The following is a 14,848-nucleotide window of genomic DNA, read 5'->3' on the forward strand; positions in this document are numbered from 1 at the left end:
ATTCCCCGGTCCGCATCGAGCCGTTCCTGACCGCACAACAGATCGCCGCCGAATAGGAAGCTGGCGGCGCTGCTTGCCGCCAGCCACCCCCGGGTGCTATCCCGCGCGACATGGCCTCCATCCCTATCCAGAACATCCGCAACTTCGCCATCGTGGCCCATATCGACCACGGCAAGTCGACGCTGGCGGACCGCCTCATCCAGACGACCGGCACTGTCGCGCTCCGCGACATGTCGGAGCAGATGCTCGACTCGATGGACATCGAGAAGGAGCGCGGCATCACCATCAAGGCGCAGACCGTGCGCCTCAAGTACCACGCGGCCGATGGCGAGGATTATATCCTCAACCTGATCGACACCCCCGGCCATGTCGACTTTGCCTATGAGGTGTCGCGTTCCCTCGCCGCCGTCGAAGGCAGCCTCTTGGTTGTCGACGCCTCCCAAGGCGTCGAGGCGCAGACGCTGGCCAATGTCTATCACGCCATGGACGCCAACCACGATATCGTCACCGTCCTCAACAAGATCGACCTGCCCGCCGCCGAGCCCGAGCGCGTCAAGCAGCAGATCGAGGACGTCATCGGCATCGATGCCTCCGATGCCGTGGAAATCTCCGCCAAATCGGGCCTCGGCATCGACAAGGTGCTTGAGGCCATCGTCACCCGCCTGCCGGCCCCCAAGGGCGATATCAACGCGCCGCTCAAGGCGCTGCTGGTGGATAGCTGGTACGATACCTATCTGGGCGTCGTGGTCCTCATCCGCGTCATCGACGGCACGGTGAAAAAGGGCCAAAAAATCCGCATGATGAATGCGAACGCGGCCTATGAGCTGGACCGCGTCGGCGTCTTCACCCCCAAGCTGGTCGATATCGGCGAGCTTGGCCCCGGCGAAATCGGTTTTTTCACCGCCGCCATCAAGGAAGTCGCGGACACCAATGTCGGCGATACCATCACCGACGACAAGCGCCCCACCGCCGAGGCCTTTCCGGGCTTCCGCCCAGCCCAGCCGGTGGTGTTCTGCGGCCTGTTCCCGGTCGATGCCTCCGAGTTCGACGAGCTGCGCGCCGCCATGGGCAAGCTGCGCCTCAACGACGCCAGCTTCTCCTTCGAGATGGAAACCAGCGCCGCCCTCGGCTTCGGCTTCCGCTGCGGCTTCCTGGGACTGTTGCACCTCGAAATCATCCAGGAACGCCTCTCCCGCGAGTTCGATCTCGACCTGATCGCGACCGCCCCCTCGGTGGTCTACGAAGTCGCGATGCGCGATGGCGAAACCCTGATGCTGCACAATCCGGCCGATCTGCCGGACGTGATGCAGATCGAGGAAATCCGCGAGCCCTGGATCAAGGCGACCATCCTCACCCCCGACGAATATCTCGGCTCCATTCTAAAGCTCTGCCAGGACCGCCGCGGCATCCAGCGCAATCTCAGCTATGTCGGCAATCGCGCCATGGTGGAATACGATCTGCCGCTCAATGAAGTGGTGTTCGATTTCTACGATCGCCTGAAGTCCATTTCCAAGGGCTATGCCAGCTTCGACTATTCCCTGGCCGATCACCGCGTCGGGGACCTCGTCAAGCTGACCATTCTGGTCAATGCCGAGCCCGTCGACGCCCTCTCCATGCTGGTGCATCGCACGGTCGCCGAAACCCGCGGCCGCATCATGTGCGAAAAGCTCAAGGAGCTGATCCCGCCGCATCTGTTCGTGATCCCGATCCAGGCCGCCATCGGCGGCAAGATCATCGCCCGCGAAACCGTCCGCGCCATGCGCAAGGACGTGACGGCGAAGTGCTACGGCGGCGACGCCACCCGCAAGCGCAAGCTCTTGGACAAGCAGAAAAAGGGCAAAGCCAAGATGCGCCAATACGGCAACGTGAACATCCCCCAAGAGGCGTTCATCAAGGCGTTGAAGATGGGTGACGAGTAACTAGCCGCCGGCGCCCTTCACGCAAAATCGCTCCAGTGGAGCGATTTTAGGCTTCTAGGCCCGCAGAGCTAATGCTCGCAGGGCCCCAGGTCCTCGGCGAGCACGATCCTACTTCACCTCGCCCCTCCGGGGCTTCGAGCCGGCCCGCCGGGCAGCATCGCTCCAGTGGAGCGATTCCAGGCGAGAAGGCCGCGAGACCTATGGTCGAGTGGCTTGGTCGGCGCAGCGCCGGGTGAGGGGGGCCTTCCTTCAGACTCCCCTGCCAGCCAATCACCCCAACTTTGCATCCAGCGTAATGGCAATCGCCCCCAGGGCGTTGGAAACCGGACAGGCCGCCTTGGCCTTCTCGGCGATTTCGGCAAACTTGGCCGCATCGATGCCGGGCACCGTGCCCACAAGGGTCAGCGCGCTGCTGGTAATCCCGGTCCCCGGAATCAGTTCCACCACCGCCGACACCTGCAATTGGGTTGCAACCGTGCCGTTTTCCGCGAGGAAATGAGCCAGCTGCATGGCAAAGCACCCCGCATGCGCCGCCGCAATCAACTCCTCGGGATTGGTGCCCGATTGGCCGGTTTCATCAACAAAGCGCCCCTTGAACGTATAGGGCAGGGCTTTAAGAGCACCGCTTTGGCTGTCCAGTGTGCCATTGCCCTCGGTCAGTGAGCCAGTCCATTTCGCCGTCGCGCTGCGCTTCATCGTACAAATCCCTTGGTTGGACAAATAGGTGTCGTTGCGCGTGCCGCACCCCGACATGAATGCAAAGGCCGAGCCGCCCACTTCGTTCCAGCCCCGCACGCCCTTGCGCCCCGATGATGGACGAGACTGCGGATTGGTGCCAGTCCCCTAAGTTAGACTATGTGCATGCCACCCAGCTGAAGTGCTTTGTCAAAGCAAGCCTTTGCATCGGCACCCAAAATCCCAATCACGCTGGCCGACTGAAGCAACTCCGCTGAACTCGTGAAGGTCAATTCGGGGAATCGTTCCGAGGCAACGCGCCTACCCTTTCGCTCATCAATGGCGAGGATAGCGTGGCGCTCAACGGCCACAGCGATACAGGCTGACTCGCCTTCACCCAAACGAGCGCTAGTAGTGCCGCTGACCAAATCTAGGAAGAGCTCTATCTCAATCGGAGTCATTTGGACCAGCGAAGCACTGATGCTGAGCATCGGATGGCTGGCCGCGTCGTAGCTGCGGCCCGATACTGGATCACGACGTATTTCGTTCAGGACTTGCGGTGGGATGAGGCACTCCCTTCGGAGTGCTGACACCACATCCGCCATGCGCTCCGTGGCAAGCAAATTTATCCAGACGCTAGTATCGAGGACTATTGCCGAGGTCAAAGCTTGGGCGCCATTTCAACTTGAAACGCCCGCATAGTGTGCCGAAGGTAGACCCGATCCACCAACAGCATCTCGCACAACTGCCCTTCCGAAAGTAGCTCCTGTCGCAGGGCCCGGGCAGCAAGGTAGCCCAACCGAGGCGAGATCAGCGGTGCCGCAGCATAAGATGGCGCATCGCCGAGCACCTCCTTTTCATGGTTGGAGCTAAAACCTCTGTCCCGCATCGACTGCCAAGTTCCATCCGCGAGCAGGTCGAGTTCTTCCAGGCGGCGACACATGGCCTCAGACGCAACGCCAAAATAGTGCGCCAAGAGAATTAGCCCCTGCACGTCTATTCCGCCGCGCTCGAACGTCAAATGATCGAAGCGGGAGCGAACAGTGGGAGCCGGCATAAGAAGGGCTGCCCCAAAGCGACGCGCGAATTTCTCACCGACCGGAAGTTGTGACGTGTCCTCCTCCGTTATACTGGCGTCCGAGCGGTCTGACACGAAATGCCCCGCCTCATGCGCAAGCGTTTGCATCCTGCGTCGCCAATGGTGCTTCGAGTTGACCAAGATACAGGCGCCAATATCACTGTCGAATGCGTAAAGCCCCGAAATCTCAGAGTCCTTAAGATCTCTAGAGAAAACCCGTATGCCAACATCCAGCTCAAGTGCGGAGTACAAATCGTCTATTCGGCCGGGTCCAAAACCAAACCTATACCTAAAAGAAATAGCTGAATCCTCGGCTTGGGCCGCATAGTTGCTGGATGAGACTCGTACGGGAGGAGGGTAGTCATACTTCAATTCCGCACCTAGCGCGCGTTCGAGCTCGACAGCGCCAGAAACGAGGGCATTCAACAAAGCTATGGCCTCGCCAGAGCCGCTGGACCGTGCCCTGTTCTCGATACGTCTAAATTTTGCGGCTAGGTCAACATGAATGCTATCAACGGAGACCAAATGGCCGACGGTAGTCGCATACAAATTCGCCAAAACCAAAAGTTCGTCGTTTCTGGCACGCCGTTGCCCGCTCTCGATGGCAATTAGCGTCGTCCGCGATACTCCGAGCGCCGAGGCGCTCGCCTCTTGGGTCAAGTTCGCCTGCGATCTTGCAATTCGAAGTCGCTCGCCGAGCGTCTCGGTATCAATGCTCTGGGTCATTCGCTTAAAAACTGTCTGCTGATCCATGCATCCCTCGGAAGCGAGGCGATCATGGAATTCCATTCTTGGGAGTGCTTGCCGCTAAGCCTCGAAACCAATCCGGCGGCACCGGCTACTGGCAAGTCAGTGACCTCTCTTGCCAGTACACTGCAGCGTAGTGGCAGCGTCGCGAAGCGGTCCATGGATAGACAGGAATGGCTGATAATATCCCTTTCGTTCGCGGTCATCGAGGTCTCATGACCCGTGCTGGAACGAAGCGTGAGGCTTTCGGATGACAAGTTGAACGAGGTTCGGTTTGCGGGCACTAACCCCGCGGCGTGTACAGCAGTTTGCCTAAGAATACACCCGCCGCAAATGCCGCATCCATGGTTGCCATGCCGCTGCAAAGGGCGAGCTGAGCACGACGTCGTGCCCTCCCATCCATCAAGCAGGTTTCGATCTTTAAGCTCTCCAAGCACTTCACCCTTGGTGCGCCAAAGTTGGGGCTGATCAAAGCGAACATTTTTCTGAAACAACTGCGTTAGGAAGCCCTGAAGGCGATGAATGAAACCCGGATGCGTGCTTCGGAAGGGCCATTCATTTCCAAATCTAGCGAAAGAGGGGCCTAATGCCCCTTGGCCATTCTCACCGACGACGATCGCTTCAACCTCAAGCGTTGCTGCTGCGATCGCCGCAATCGAAAAATAAACAAACGGCCTAGTCCGATAGGTCAGCTCGCGCGGATGACCAGCGTGAAATCTCCGCGGTATTGACAGCAATGGCGCACCTGCGACCCCGCTTTGTAGCGTACCAGCGTTCACCCTCAGGAGCGAGTCGAAGCCGTGGATACCTTCTAGCAACCGAGCCTGTGCGAACGAGTCTAGCCCCCCACTGTAGGGCACTATGTAGCGCGGCTTGGTGTCCGTGAGCGGCAGATAGTCCTGCCGCATCGGTCGACTTCCTCTTTGGCTAAACTCGAAAGTCCAATTGTCCCCAGTCAGGAACGCCAAGGTGTCTTCTAGCGATGCCGTTGCCGCCGAGGTGAACGCAGCAACCTCCCAGACCGGAATCGTCAGATGCAAATGCCGCATCCAACATTCCGACCGTCTTCGAGTCAAAATACGATCGGCCAGAGCAACGGTCTCCGCAACAACAGCGACGTCCTCACTAATTGATGCCAGTGCGGTCAGTGAATGTTGAGCTATTGGCTCTGGATTGGCGCGGATATGTTCCCCTAGCCGAGCGCTAATTACTCGCTCGCCCGTTAGGAAGCCGGACCTGCCCACGATGGTCACTTCGTCGTTCATTGGGTCCTCACGCGTGCCTTGCGGCCAAGTGGGAGTAATTCAGCGAGCGTGACCTTCACGTCCGGGAAAGAGGGCGCAGTCAGCGTGACGCAACTGTTGATTGCGTCAGGTATTGCCGCCCGCAGCGCCCGTTCGAAGGCTTCAGCGCCTGGCAGGACGTCTCGGCGACTTCCGCCGGCAGCGATCATGGCGGCTTCTGACTCATTGCGAATGCTAACGACCAAGCCCTCCGCCGCCTCCGCCATTGCTTGAGTGAGGGATGCTCCTGGATTTGCGTCCAGATGCGAGACCACGTCCGACTGAAGCCGAGTCATTGGTCCCAGAAGGTCGGCCCGTGGAAAGAGGCCGCGCTCAGGTTGCAACACTTTGACAAGACTAGGGGTCAGTTGAGCGCGCAGTTCCTTGCCTAGTGCATCAACTGCAATACGCCTCAGGAGCTCCGGCCTCTGCTGATCGGCCGGACGCAAAGAATGCTTTAGTAGGTTTCGGAGGCGAGCGCTGATGGGTGCTGCCTTGTGGATGTCGTCACGCACTTTGTACGCTCCAAACATTGTCTGATTGAAAATGCTCTTTTGGCCTGACAATGTCAATTGAAGAGTTGACGCCACAAACTAATCCCCTCCTGACACCCCCCGTCACACCCACCCCTTACCCTCGGCTCCATCACACCCTTGGAGCCCCCATGAACCTCACCTCCCTCCGCATCATCACCGCCGACCCAAAAGCCCTCGCCGCCTTCTACGCCGCCGTCACCGGCATCACCCCCACCTGGTTCACCGAGGATTTCGCCGAGCTGGCGACGCCGTCCGGCACGCTGGCCATTGCCAGCACGCGCACTTTGGCGCTGTTTGGCGAAAACATTGCCCGCCCCGCCGCCAATGCGTCGGTGATCGTGGAATTCATCACCGCTGACGTCGATGCCGATTTCGTGCGGCTGGCGGCGCAGAATTTCGTCTTCGAACAGAGCCCCACCACCATGCCCTGGGGCAACCGGTCGGCGCTGTTGCGCGATCCCGATGGCAATCTGGTCAATCTGTTCACCCCGGTCAGCGCCCAGGCGCGGCAAAAATTTGGCCTCCCGGCATAGGCCAACCACAGCCAACTAATCCCCGTAGGCCCGGCTCGCCATAAACTGCTCCGCCAATCCCTGTGCGGAGTTTTGTCTTGGCCACCATCAAACCCATCACCCCAGAAGCCGCCGCCCGGCACGAGGCACTGTATGTGCGCCTCGCCACCCTGTTGCGCCAGACCGAGGCGGGTGCCAACAAGCGCGCCGATGCCCCGGTCGGCGACGTGACCCGCGGCCTCGCCGAGGACCTGTTGTTCGAGGCGCGCCGCTTTGTCGGCGGGCCCAACGCCATTCCGGCGTCGGCGCCGGATCTGGTGGGGCTTGCCGCCCAGCTCGGCCAGGCCCTGGCGGCGCTCGATGCCTATGAGGCGCGCCATTCGGTTTGGGACCCCGGGCTTGGCGCCTTTGTGTGGTTGGTCAATGGGCCGGTGGCCCTGCCGATCGCGCGGTTGCGGCCAAAGGCCAATGCGCCGTCCCATCCTGATCTGGTCGAGATCGTCGCCATCCAGCGCCGGCAGGTGCTGGCGTTTGCCGAGCGCTTCGAGCAGGCGGCCAGGGACGGCGCCAAAGCTGCCGTGGAGCCACGCCGGTAATTCGCCTTATCCCCGCCCTTGGGCGCGGGGTTAGGCTTGCGCCCATCTGCTCGCCCGGATGGGGACGCCACGAACGTTGCGAGACAGACTGCCGGGAGGAGGATGGAGTCGTCCACCCTCTGGGCCAGCGCGACGTTCGTGGTGCCTCCGGTGGGGGTTGCCACCACGTTCGAGCGGCCAGAAATCCCGACCTCCCGAGGCGCCTTGCGTCTCATCTACTAAAACCCTAGGGACGCAAAGCGCCTCGGGACCTGTCTAGTCTGCCCGCAACCGGAGGCCCGCGCCGTCCGGCACTTGCGCACGTGCATTCGTTAGCGCCATCGATTAGCATCCTCAGGAATTTTCCCCGGGATGCTTTCATGTCAGCCTTTTACGATTTCACCCTCCCCCTGCTCGATGGCGCGCCACAGGCTTTCTCCGCCTACCAGGGCAAGGTCGTCCTCGTGGTCAACGTCGCCAGCAAATGCGGCCTCACCCCGCAATATGCGGGCCTCGAAGCTCTGTGGCAGGCGCACAAGGACCAGGGTCTGGTCATCCTCGGCTTCCCCTGCAACCAGTTTGCCGGCCAGGAACCCGGCTCGGAAGCCGAAATCGCCGCGTTCTGCGAGATCAATTACGGCGTCACCTTCCCGCTGTTCGGCAAGATCGACGTCAACGGCCCGAATACCGCGCCGCTCTATGCCTGGCTCAAGGCCGTCCAGCCCGAGGACATCGAGTGGAATTTCGCCAAATTCCTCATCGGTCGCGACGGGGCGGTGGTGGCGCGCTTTGCCCCCGCCGTGGTGCCTGCCGAGCTTGAAGCGCCGATCGTCAAGCTGCTATAGAGCACTATAAGCGGGGGACGCAGCATGGCCGACATTCTGGAATATTGCGCAGGTCTCAAGGTCGCCAGCTTCAAGGCCGGCAGCGTGGTTCTCACCGAAGGCGAGCGGCTGGGCAAGATCTACATCCTCAAGGAGGGGCAGGTCGAGGTTATCCGCGAAAAGACCCAGGTGACCCACATCGACGAGCCGGGCTCGATTTTCGGCGAGATGAGCGTGTTGCTGGATATGCCCCACAGCGCCACCGTCAAGGCGCTGTCGGCCACCACGATGTACGAAATCCCCGATGCGCTGACTTTCCTCGACAAGCGCCCGGAATTTTCCATCCACATTGCCACCATGCTGGCGCGGCGGCTGTATTATACGACGTCCTATCTGGTGGACCTGCAGCAACAGGCGCAGGGCAAGCGGCAGGATCTCGACCTGGTCGATGAAATCCTCGCTAGCCTCGTCAATCCCGCCGAAATGGCCAAGTCGCGCAAGAAATGAGCAAGCCGGCGCTCAGCATCACCTATTGCACCCAGTGCAACTGGCTGCTGCGCTCGGCCTGGATGGCGCAGGAAGTGCTCTCCACCTTCAGCCTCGAAATGGGCTCAGTTATCCTCGTGCCGGGCACCGGTGGTATCTTCGAGATCAGCCTCGATGGTGAATTGATCTGGGAGCGCAAGCGCGATGGCGGTTTTCCGGATGTGAAAGTGCTCAAGCAGATGGTGCGGGACCGCATCGATCCCGATCGGGATTTGGGGCATATCGACGGACACGTCAAAGCGGGTTAGGCTCTGGGAATCAGCGAGCAGGGAGGCACGCGTCATGCCACACAAGTTCAAGATTTCAGCCGCCAAGAATGGCGAGTTCATCGCCAAGTTCGGCTACAATGCCGAAACGATGGTCTGGTCGGAAAACTACAAGTCCAAGGCCAGTGCCCAGAACTGTATCGACTCGCTAAAGAAAAACGCGCCCGGCGCGGCCGTGTTCGACCTGACCAAGGGCGAAGAAGGCAAGGGCTACCGCTTCGAAATCGTCGCCTCAAAGGATGGCCAGACCTTTGTGCGCTTCGTCGCCGCCAATGGCGAGCCGATGGTGCGTTCGGAAACCTACAAGTCCAAATCCAGCGCCCGCAATTGCATCACCTCGCTCAAGGAGCGTGGACCCAAGGCCGACACCGTCGACGAAGCGTAGCAAAACTTATCCCCGTGCCGTCTGCCTGACCCCATTGTTGGGACGATGATGACGATCAAACACATCGCACTGACATTGGGGGCGTTGGCGTTGTTGGCACTGCCCGCAGCGGCCAAGGGGGTGCCCGCCCCGAACCTCAAGGTGTTCGAGGCAGATTGGAAGGCTTGCGAAGACCAGATCACGCGCCATCGGGATGGCAGCTGGATCGGCTGGCATCGCGATTTCGGCAATAGCTACGGCGACAGTTTCGAATTCTACGATGGCCGTTTCCACCAGACGGCCTCGGTTCTGAAGGTCAGCCGCTATATCGATGGCATTGCGGGTGAGTTCACCACCTGGTGCTATCGCGGCGATGGGAGCCTCGCCATGATCGCGGTCAGCATGGGCTCGCCCGATATGATGGCGGGTGGCGAGATGGGGCCGCAGATCACCCGCGAGGGGCGGCTCTATGTCGATGCGCAAGGTCATACGCTGGTGATCCGCGGCTGGCTGGCCGATGCGGACGGCAACAAGATCGGCCCGATCGACAGCGCCGAGCATCAATTGGCCCGCGGCTGCAACCCGGTCGACCTGCGGCTGAGCGCCGAAGATGCGGAGGCCGAATATGTGTCCGAGTTGGGCGATATCGACGGCAACCATCCGGCCTATGAGCCAAATGAGCTGGATTGGTGCGCGGTCGCGGAGGAAGGGCCTTAGCCGACCAGCACCGCATGGGTGCAGAGGACGCCATAAACCTGCACATCGGCCTCGCCGAGCGACAGACCGAGGGTTTCGAGCAAGGTCGAGATGACGAGGTCCAGCGTCGGCGTCAGCGGCGCCAGGAGCGCCTCGAGCAAGGGCCCGATAATGCCCAGCGGAATTCCGGCCGCGGTCAATTGCAGGTCGCCCAGCAGGGAGCCCACCAGCGAGCCGGTGAAGCTGGTGGTCTTAGCGGTCTTGACCGTGCCGGCGGCGATTTCGGCGGGCGAGAAGCTGAGATTGACCGGCGTGGTTTGGGCAATCTCGGCATGGGCCTGGCCGGTGACCTTGATGCCCAGGGCGTTAAGCAGCGTCGCCGTGCCAATGGCCGGCGCGGTATTGAAGTCCCCGAAGGTGCCGGCATTGACCTCGCCCAGGATCAGGTGGGCGACGCCTGGGCGAGTGGCGATGACGGCCGAGCCCGAACTGTTGGTTCCCGTTGGGCAGGTGGCCGAAGCGACCGTCGCCTCGGCATTGGCAATATCGAGATAGAGTGGCAGCCGCACATCCAGCAGCGGCAGCAGAAGGAGTTGCAGATTGAAACTGGCGATGATGCGCAGGCGGATCTGGGAGGTGCGGACCACGGTGTGCTCGGGGCCAACGGCGTACCAGCTGCCGCCCTGCGGGGGCTCGCCGATTGCGAGAGAGACATCGATCCCGGTGAGACCCGGCACGCTGGCGCTGAGTCCCAGGGCAACCTGGTGGGTGCCATCGCTGAGGCCGGCGCTGACCGTGAGCAGTTCGAGCGCCGAAATATCGGTGAAGAGATTGCTGCCGGCGCTGCCCAGGCTGGCTTCGCCAAGGGCGCCAAGGGCGAAGAGTTTGCCGATCAGCACCTTGCCATTGCCGCCTGCCGCATTGGCAATTTTGAGGGCGGCGGTCTTTTGCGCGCCAGTGAGGAGGCTGGCGATCGCCTTGCTGATCTGGCCGTGATCGGCGCTGACGCCAAGGATATCGTTGTAGGTACCCACGGTGATGCCCAGTTGCAGCGCCAGGGCGTCGAGGAAGGAAAGCGCATCGATCTTTGCATTGGCGAGGCCGTTGTAGTCGACCAAAGTCAGCGCGATATTGGTGCCTAGCAGCTTGTTGAGCAGCGCATTGGCGATGCCGCCATTGAGGCTGGCAAGCCGCGAGCCGACGGAAAACGCCACCTGCGGGGTGACGGTGGCGATGGCCGTGGCGCCGACCGTCGGCACCGGGCTCCACGAGCGGGCGAAATAGAGGGTGCCGGCCTGCTCGAACTGCACGCGTACGGCATTAACCGGACTGCCGCCGGCGACGAAGCGAAGCTCCGGCGCGATGGCGGGATCGGCGGCGTAATGTCCCTGCACGGCCTGAAGCGGATTTGGCCCCGGCAGGGCCTCGAGCGCAGCCACCGTCTGGGCTGCGGTCAGCACCCCGGCATCCACCAGCACATCATGGGCAATGTTGAGGCGATTAGCGGGATCGGCGGCCGCCGCAATGGCCGCCATGTCGACGTTACGCTGCAGGCCACGGCGTTCATTGTAGAGCGACGCGCTATCAACCGCCAAGGCGGACACCACCGCCACCAGCCCGATGGTGCCAGCGAACATCACGGCAAAATTGCCGTGCGTGTCCCCCCTGAAGCGGCGCCACAGGCTCATATGCCGCCCCGGCGGATGACGGAGGTATAGGTGATGAGCGGGCTGGGCAGCGGCAGGGGTAGATAGAGGTTCCAGATCGGCAGGTCCGAGGCGTCATAGCGCACCGTGACCCGGTATTGCGTGGGATCGCCGGGCTTGTCGCCGATGGTGAAGCTGACCTTGGCCTGGTCGATCAGCAGATATTCGCCGGCATTGTTGGTGAGGAAGGCGCCAACCAGCTTGTTGCGCTCGGTTTGATCGAGACCCGAAATGGCGATGCGGGCGGCATCGGCGGTCAATTGCTGGATCGAGTTGGCGGCGCCGAAATAAATGCCATAGGCCATCATGCCGGTGAGCATCAGCAGGAACACCGGCATCAGAATGGCAAATTCGATGGCTGCGGTGGCTCGTGTGTCACGCACCCAGCCAGACAGCAGCGCATTCATAATCGCCTCCCGCCGCAACAAGTGTTCAATCACACTAGGCAAGCGGACTTATCCGCAGATGTTTGAGCCGTAGCGGGACAATCCTCAGGGCTGATGGGAGGACTGCGCAGGCGCCCTAGGCAGTAAACCGGAGGGCGCGGCCCGCATCATGGTTAACGCGGGGTTAACGATTGCATGACAAATCTGTGAGGGGACGCAGCGTATGCCGTGCCAATACGGCAGGGCGTCCCTTTTGGGGGACTGAATTCATGAACAAGCTTATCGCGGAATTCTTCGGCACGGCCGTGCTGGTGCTGATCGGGTGCGGCTCCGTCGCCCTGGGCGGGGAGGCCATCGGCACGGTCGGCGTCGCGCTGGCGTTCGGTCTGGCGATCGTCGCCATGGCCTATGCCATCGGACCGATTTCGGGCTGCCACGTCAATCCAGCCGTCAGCTTGGCGCTGTTCGTCGCCGGCAAGATGACGCTGCCCAGCATGCTGCAGCATTGGATTGCCCAGTTTGCCGGCGCGCTGGTCGGCGCCTTGATCCTGTGGGCCATTGTGGGCAGCACGGCCGGGGGCCTGGGCACCAATGGCTGGGGCGAAGGCTATGGCGGCGGCTATCCGCTGCTGTCGGCGCTGATTTTCGAGATCGTGTTCACCCTGATCTTCACCGTGGTGATCCTGGGCTCGACCGGCGAACGCGCCGCGCCGCATTTCGCGGGCCTTGCCATCGGGCTGACACTGGTGGCGATCCACCTCGTCGGTCTCAAGGTGACGGGCGTATCGGTGAACCCGGCGCGCAGCTTCGGCCCCGCCGTGCTGGTCGGCGGCACGCCGCTGGCCCAGCTCTGGCTGTTCATCGTCGCGCCGCTAGTGGGTGGTGCCTTGGGCGGCGCCATTTACCGCTTCAAGATTCTCAAGGTTTAGGCGCAAACGGCCGCCGGAGCAATTCGGCGGCCATTCATTTGCCTAATCGAACTTTTCCTCGGGGTAGACGCCCCAGAGTTCTTCCTGATGCAGGAAGCCCGAATAGCTGGCGGAACGTTCGCCAGCGACCTGCTGGCTGGCGGTGACTTCGCACCAATCGCCGTCGCAGGACTTGATGGTGACGCGGAGGCCCGCGCCGAGCGTGGCACGCGTGCTGCTGCCATCGGAGGCGCCTGAATGCAGGATGATCTCGCCATTGGCCATCAGCGGGGTGACATAGCCGGCACGGCCGCCCTGCAGCAGGTTCTGGTGTACCCAACCCTCGGAGCCGTCGACGTCGCGAATCTTGCGCCAGGTATCGAATTCCTGGACGATTTCCACCGGCACGCCGTCCTTGAGATATTCCCAGGCGACCTCGTATTTCACACCGGGGCCGACGCGCACATTGATCGGGCTGGAGCGGGTGGTGACGAAACGCGGCAGCTTCAGGCCGCTGGGCGTATTGGTTTGGGCCCAGGCCGGGCCGGGCAAAGTCAGCGCTATAATTGCGCATAGCAGGACCAGCGGACGCAGGGCCTGTCGGAAAAAGCGTGCAAAATAGGCGCCTCGGGGGGATTCAAACATGACTTTGCAGATGGGTTGGATTTGCCCTATCACTACCGCACGAACCTTAATGGTCGCTGAAAGGGCCGCAAGCCCCTCCTCCCGTCCCGGACCGCATGATCACGACCAAACCGAAAATCCTTGTCACCAGGCGCCTGCCCGCGACGATCGAGGCGCGCATGGGGACGTTGTTCGAGACCGATGTCAACGAGGGTGATGTCGCCTTGACCGCCGACGATATCATCGACGGGCTGGCGGGCAAGGACGTGCTGGTCTGCTCGATCACCGACACTGTCGATGCCGAGTTGATCGGCCGGCTCCCCAAATCGGTGCGGATGATCGCCCAGTTCGGCAATGGCGTCGATAATATCGACGTGGAGGCGGCGCTGGCGGCGGGCCTGACGGTCACCAATACGCCCAGCGTTTTGACCGAAGACACCGCCGACATGGCGATGGCGCTGATGCTGGCGCTGCCGCGCCGGCTGGTCGAGGGCATGCAATTGCTGGTGCGCGACGGGGTCTGGGCCGGCTGGTCGCCGACCTGGATGCTGGGGCATCGCCTACGCGGCAAGGCCCTGGGCATTGTGGGCATGGGCCGGATCGGGACGGCGGTGGCGCAGCGCGCCAAGGCATTCGGGCTCAATATCCATTATTTTTCCCGCGCCCGCCGGCCACCGGGCGTCGAGGAGCCGCTGGAAGCCACGTATTGGCATGATCTGGACGCCATGATCGCAGCTGTCGATATCGTTTCCCTCCATACGCCGCATACGCGCGAAACCTTCCACATCCTGTCGGCCGAGCGGCTAGCGCGGATGAAACCAGGCAGTTTCGTCGTCAACGTGTCGCGGCCCGAGCTGATCGACGAGAATGCGCTGGTCGACCAGATCGAAAGCGGCCACCTAAGCGGTGCGGCGCTGGACGTGTTCGAGAACAAGCGCGGCATCAATAGCCGGCTGCTGGCGCTGGCGGAGGCCAACAAAGTGGTGCTGACCGCCCACATGGCCTCGGCAACGCTGGAAGCGCGCATCGAGATGGGCGAGACCGTCATCGTCAATATTCGCGCTTTCATGGACGGACACCAGCCGCCGCATCGCGTGCTGCCGGACGGACCGCAGGCGCCGGGTCGTGTCGCCCGCCCGTGAGTGTTGCGCCAAATACCCAATGGGGACGGCATCTGGCATTGTCCATCCGTGCCCCCTTGCT

At 61.8% G+C, this 14,848-nt stretch carries 15 protein-coding genes and 2 pseudogenes; 11 read left to right on the top strand and 6 right to left on the bottom strand.

The window, feature by feature from the left end; translation table 11 throughout:
* Positions 1–110 precede the first annotated feature (110 nt).
* Complete coding sequence (lepA, locus tag JWP26_RS09730; protein ID WP_299726432.1) at positions 111–1,919, top strand: translation elongation factor 4; 1,809 nt, start codon at positions 111–113, stop codon at positions 1,917–1,919.
* Between the two features lie 270 nt (positions 1,920–2,189).
* Here lepA and JWP26_RS09735 read toward each other — a convergent pair whose 3' ends face one another.
* From JWP26_RS09735 to JWP26_RS09745, 3 genes are all read right to left on the bottom strand, one after another.
* Positions 2,190–2,615: an OsmC family peroxiredoxin gene (locus JWP26_RS09735; protein WP_299726434.1), complete on the bottom strand. Its 426-nt coding sequence runs from the start codon at positions 2,613–2,615 to the stop codon at positions 2,190–2,192.
* A 640-nt stretch (positions 2,616–3,255) separates the two neighbouring features.
* Complete coding sequence (locus JWP26_RS09740; protein WP_299726436.1) at positions 3,256–4,425, bottom strand: XRE family transcriptional regulator; 1,170 nt, start codon at positions 4,423–4,425, stop codon at positions 3,256–3,258.
* Positions 4,395–5,684, bottom strand: coding sequence for a 7-cyano-7-deazaguanine synthase (locus JWP26_RS09745; protein WP_299726439.1), 1,290 nt, complete (start codon positions 5,682–5,684; stop codon positions 4,395–4,397). Before JWP26_RS09745 ends, JWP26_RS09740 begins: the two co-directional genes overlap by 31 nt.
* A 682-nt stretch (positions 5,685–6,366) precedes the next feature.
* Between JWP26_RS09745 and JWP26_RS09750 the strand changes: the two genes are divergently transcribed.
* From JWP26_RS09750 to JWP26_RS09785, 8 genes and pseudogenes are all read left to right on the top strand, one after another.
* Positions 6,367–6,771, top strand: a complete 405-nt coding sequence (locus tag JWP26_RS09750; protein WP_299726442.1) for a glyoxalase/bleomycin resistance/extradiol dioxygenase family protein — start codon at positions 6,367–6,369, stop codon at positions 6,769–6,771.
* 77 nt (positions 6,772–6,848) lie between these two features.
* Entirely contained in the window at positions 6,849–7,346 is a 498-nt protein-coding gene (locus JWP26_RS09755) for a hypothetical protein (protein ID WP_299726445.1), read from the top strand.
* A 359-nt stretch (positions 7,347–7,705) separates the two neighbouring features.
* The gene (locus JWP26_RS09760) at positions 7,706–8,170 is read left to right on the top strand and encodes a glutathione peroxidase (protein WP_299726448.1); all 465 of its coding nucleotides are present in this window, start codon (positions 7,706–7,708) and stop codon (positions 8,168–8,170) included.
* A 24-nt stretch (positions 8,171–8,194) separates the two neighbouring features.
* Positions 8,195–8,656, top strand: coding sequence for a Crp/Fnr family transcriptional regulator (locus JWP26_RS09765; RefSeq protein WP_299726451.1), 462 nt, complete (start codon positions 8,195–8,197; stop codon positions 8,654–8,656).
* Positions 8,653–8,943, top strand: coding sequence for a SelT/SelW/SelH family protein (locus tag JWP26_RS09770; protein ID WP_299726454.1), 291 nt, complete (start codon positions 8,653–8,655; stop codon positions 8,941–8,943). Before JWP26_RS09765 ends, JWP26_RS09770 begins: the two co-directional genes overlap by 4 nt.
* Positions 8,944–8,977: 34 nt before the next feature.
* Positions 8,978–9,151 (top strand): annotated as a pseudogene (locus JWP26_RS09775) (YegP family protein); the annotation flags it as partial.
* A gap of 57 nt (positions 9,152–9,208) precedes the next feature.
* Positions 9,209–9,346: pseudogene (locus tag JWP26_RS09780) on the top strand (YegP family protein); the annotation flags it as partial.
* 48 nt (positions 9,347–9,394) lie between these two features.
* Positions 9,395–10,042 carry a hypothetical protein gene (locus JWP26_RS09785; RefSeq protein WP_299726457.1) on the top strand — a complete coding sequence of 216 codons (648 nt, stop codon included), beginning with the start codon at positions 9,395–9,397 and terminating at the stop codon, positions 10,040–10,042.
* Here the strand turns inward: JWP26_RS09785 and JWP26_RS09790 are convergent.
* On the bottom strand, positions 10,039–11,709 hold the full coding sequence (locus JWP26_RS09790; protein ID WP_299726460.1) for a TadG family pilus assembly protein: 1,671 nt from the start codon (positions 11,707–11,709) through the stop codon (positions 10,039–10,041). The genes JWP26_RS09785 and JWP26_RS09790 overlap by 4 nt on opposite strands.
* Positions 11,706–12,134, bottom strand: coding sequence for a TadE/TadG family type IV pilus assembly protein (locus JWP26_RS09795; RefSeq protein ID WP_299726506.1), 429 nt, complete (start codon positions 12,132–12,134; stop codon positions 11,706–11,708). The genes JWP26_RS09790 and JWP26_RS09795 overlap by 4 nt, the downstream gene beginning before the upstream one ends.
* A 248-nt stretch (positions 12,135–12,382) precedes the next feature.
* On the opposite strand from JWP26_RS09795, the gene JWP26_RS09800 reads away from it, so the two are divergent.
* Positions 12,383–13,042 (top strand): aquaporin, encoded by a 660-nt coding sequence (locus JWP26_RS09800; RefSeq protein WP_299726508.1) that lies wholly within the window; start codon positions 12,383–12,385, stop codon positions 13,040–13,042.
* A 42-nt stretch (positions 13,043–13,084) separates the two neighbouring features.
* Here the strand turns inward: JWP26_RS09800 and JWP26_RS09805 are convergent, their stop codons facing one another.
* Positions 13,085–13,573, bottom strand: a complete 489-nt coding sequence (locus JWP26_RS09805) for an SH3 domain-containing protein (RefSeq protein WP_299726511.1) — start codon at positions 13,571–13,573, stop codon at positions 13,085–13,087.
* A gap of 188 nt (positions 13,574–13,761) precedes the next feature.
* Here JWP26_RS09805 and JWP26_RS09810 point away from each other — a divergent pair, with 188 nt between their 5' ends.
* The gene (locus JWP26_RS09810; RefSeq protein ID WP_299726514.1) at positions 13,762–14,787 is read left to right on the top strand and encodes a D-glycerate dehydrogenase; all 1,026 of its coding nucleotides are present in this window, start codon (positions 13,762–13,764) and stop codon (positions 14,785–14,787) included.
* The last annotated feature ends 61 nt before the right edge of the window (positions 14,788–14,848 follow it).

Origin of the sequence: Devosia sp., assembly GCF_028290435.1 — a bacterium.
Lineage (GTDB): Bacteria > Pseudomonadota > Alphaproteobacteria > Rhizobiales > Devosiaceae > Devosia.

Excerpts from the sequence above, each read along its gene's own strand:
- JWP26_RS09740 (WP_299726436.1), bottom strand. The coding sequence starts at position 4,425 with ATGGATCAGCAGACAGTTTTTAAGCGAATGACCCAGAGCATTGATACC.
- JWP26_RS09785 (WP_299726457.1), top strand. The coding sequence starts at position 9,395 with ATGACGATCAAACACATCGCACTGACATTGGGGGCGTTGGCGTTGTTG.
- JWP26_RS09760 (WP_299726448.1), top strand. The coding sequence starts at position 7,706 with ATGTCAGCCTTTTACGATTTCACCCTCCCCCTGCTCGATGGCGCGCCA.
- JWP26_RS09790 (WP_299726460.1), bottom strand. The coding sequence starts at position 11,709 with ATGAGCCTGTGGCGCCGCTTCAGGGGGGACACGCACGGCAATTTTGCC.
- JWP26_RS09745 (WP_299726439.1), bottom strand. The coding sequence starts at position 5,684 with ATGAACGACGAAGTGACCATCGTGGGCAGGTCCGGCTTCCTAACGGGC.
- lepA (WP_299726432.1), top strand. The coding sequence starts at position 111 with ATGGCCTCCATCCCTATCCAGAACATCCGCAACTTCGCCATCGTGGCC.
- JWP26_RS09800 (WP_299726508.1), top strand. The coding sequence starts at position 12,383 with ATGAACAAGCTTATCGCGGAATTCTTCGGCACGGCCGTGCTGGTGCTG.
- JWP26_RS09765 (WP_299726451.1), top strand. The coding sequence starts at position 8,195 with ATGGCCGACATTCTGGAATATTGCGCAGGTCTCAAGGTCGCCAGCTTC.
- JWP26_RS09770 (WP_299726454.1), top strand. The coding sequence starts at position 8,653 with ATGAGCAAGCCGGCGCTCAGCATCACCTATTGCACCCAGTGCAACTGG.
- JWP26_RS09795 (WP_299726506.1), bottom strand. The coding sequence starts at position 12,134 with ATGAATGCGCTGCTGTCTGGCTGGGTGCGTGACACACGAGCCACCGCA.
- JWP26_RS09750 (WP_299726442.1), top strand. The coding sequence starts at position 6,367 with ATGAACCTCACCTCCCTCCGCATCATCACCGCCGACCCAAAAGCCCTC.
- JWP26_RS09735 (WP_299726434.1), bottom strand. The coding sequence starts at position 2,615 with ATGAAGCGCAGCGCGACGGCGAAATGGACTGGCTCACTGACCGAGGGC.
- JWP26_RS09810 (WP_299726514.1), top strand. The coding sequence starts at position 13,762 with ATGATCACGACCAAACCGAAAATCCTTGTCACCAGGCGCCTGCCCGCG.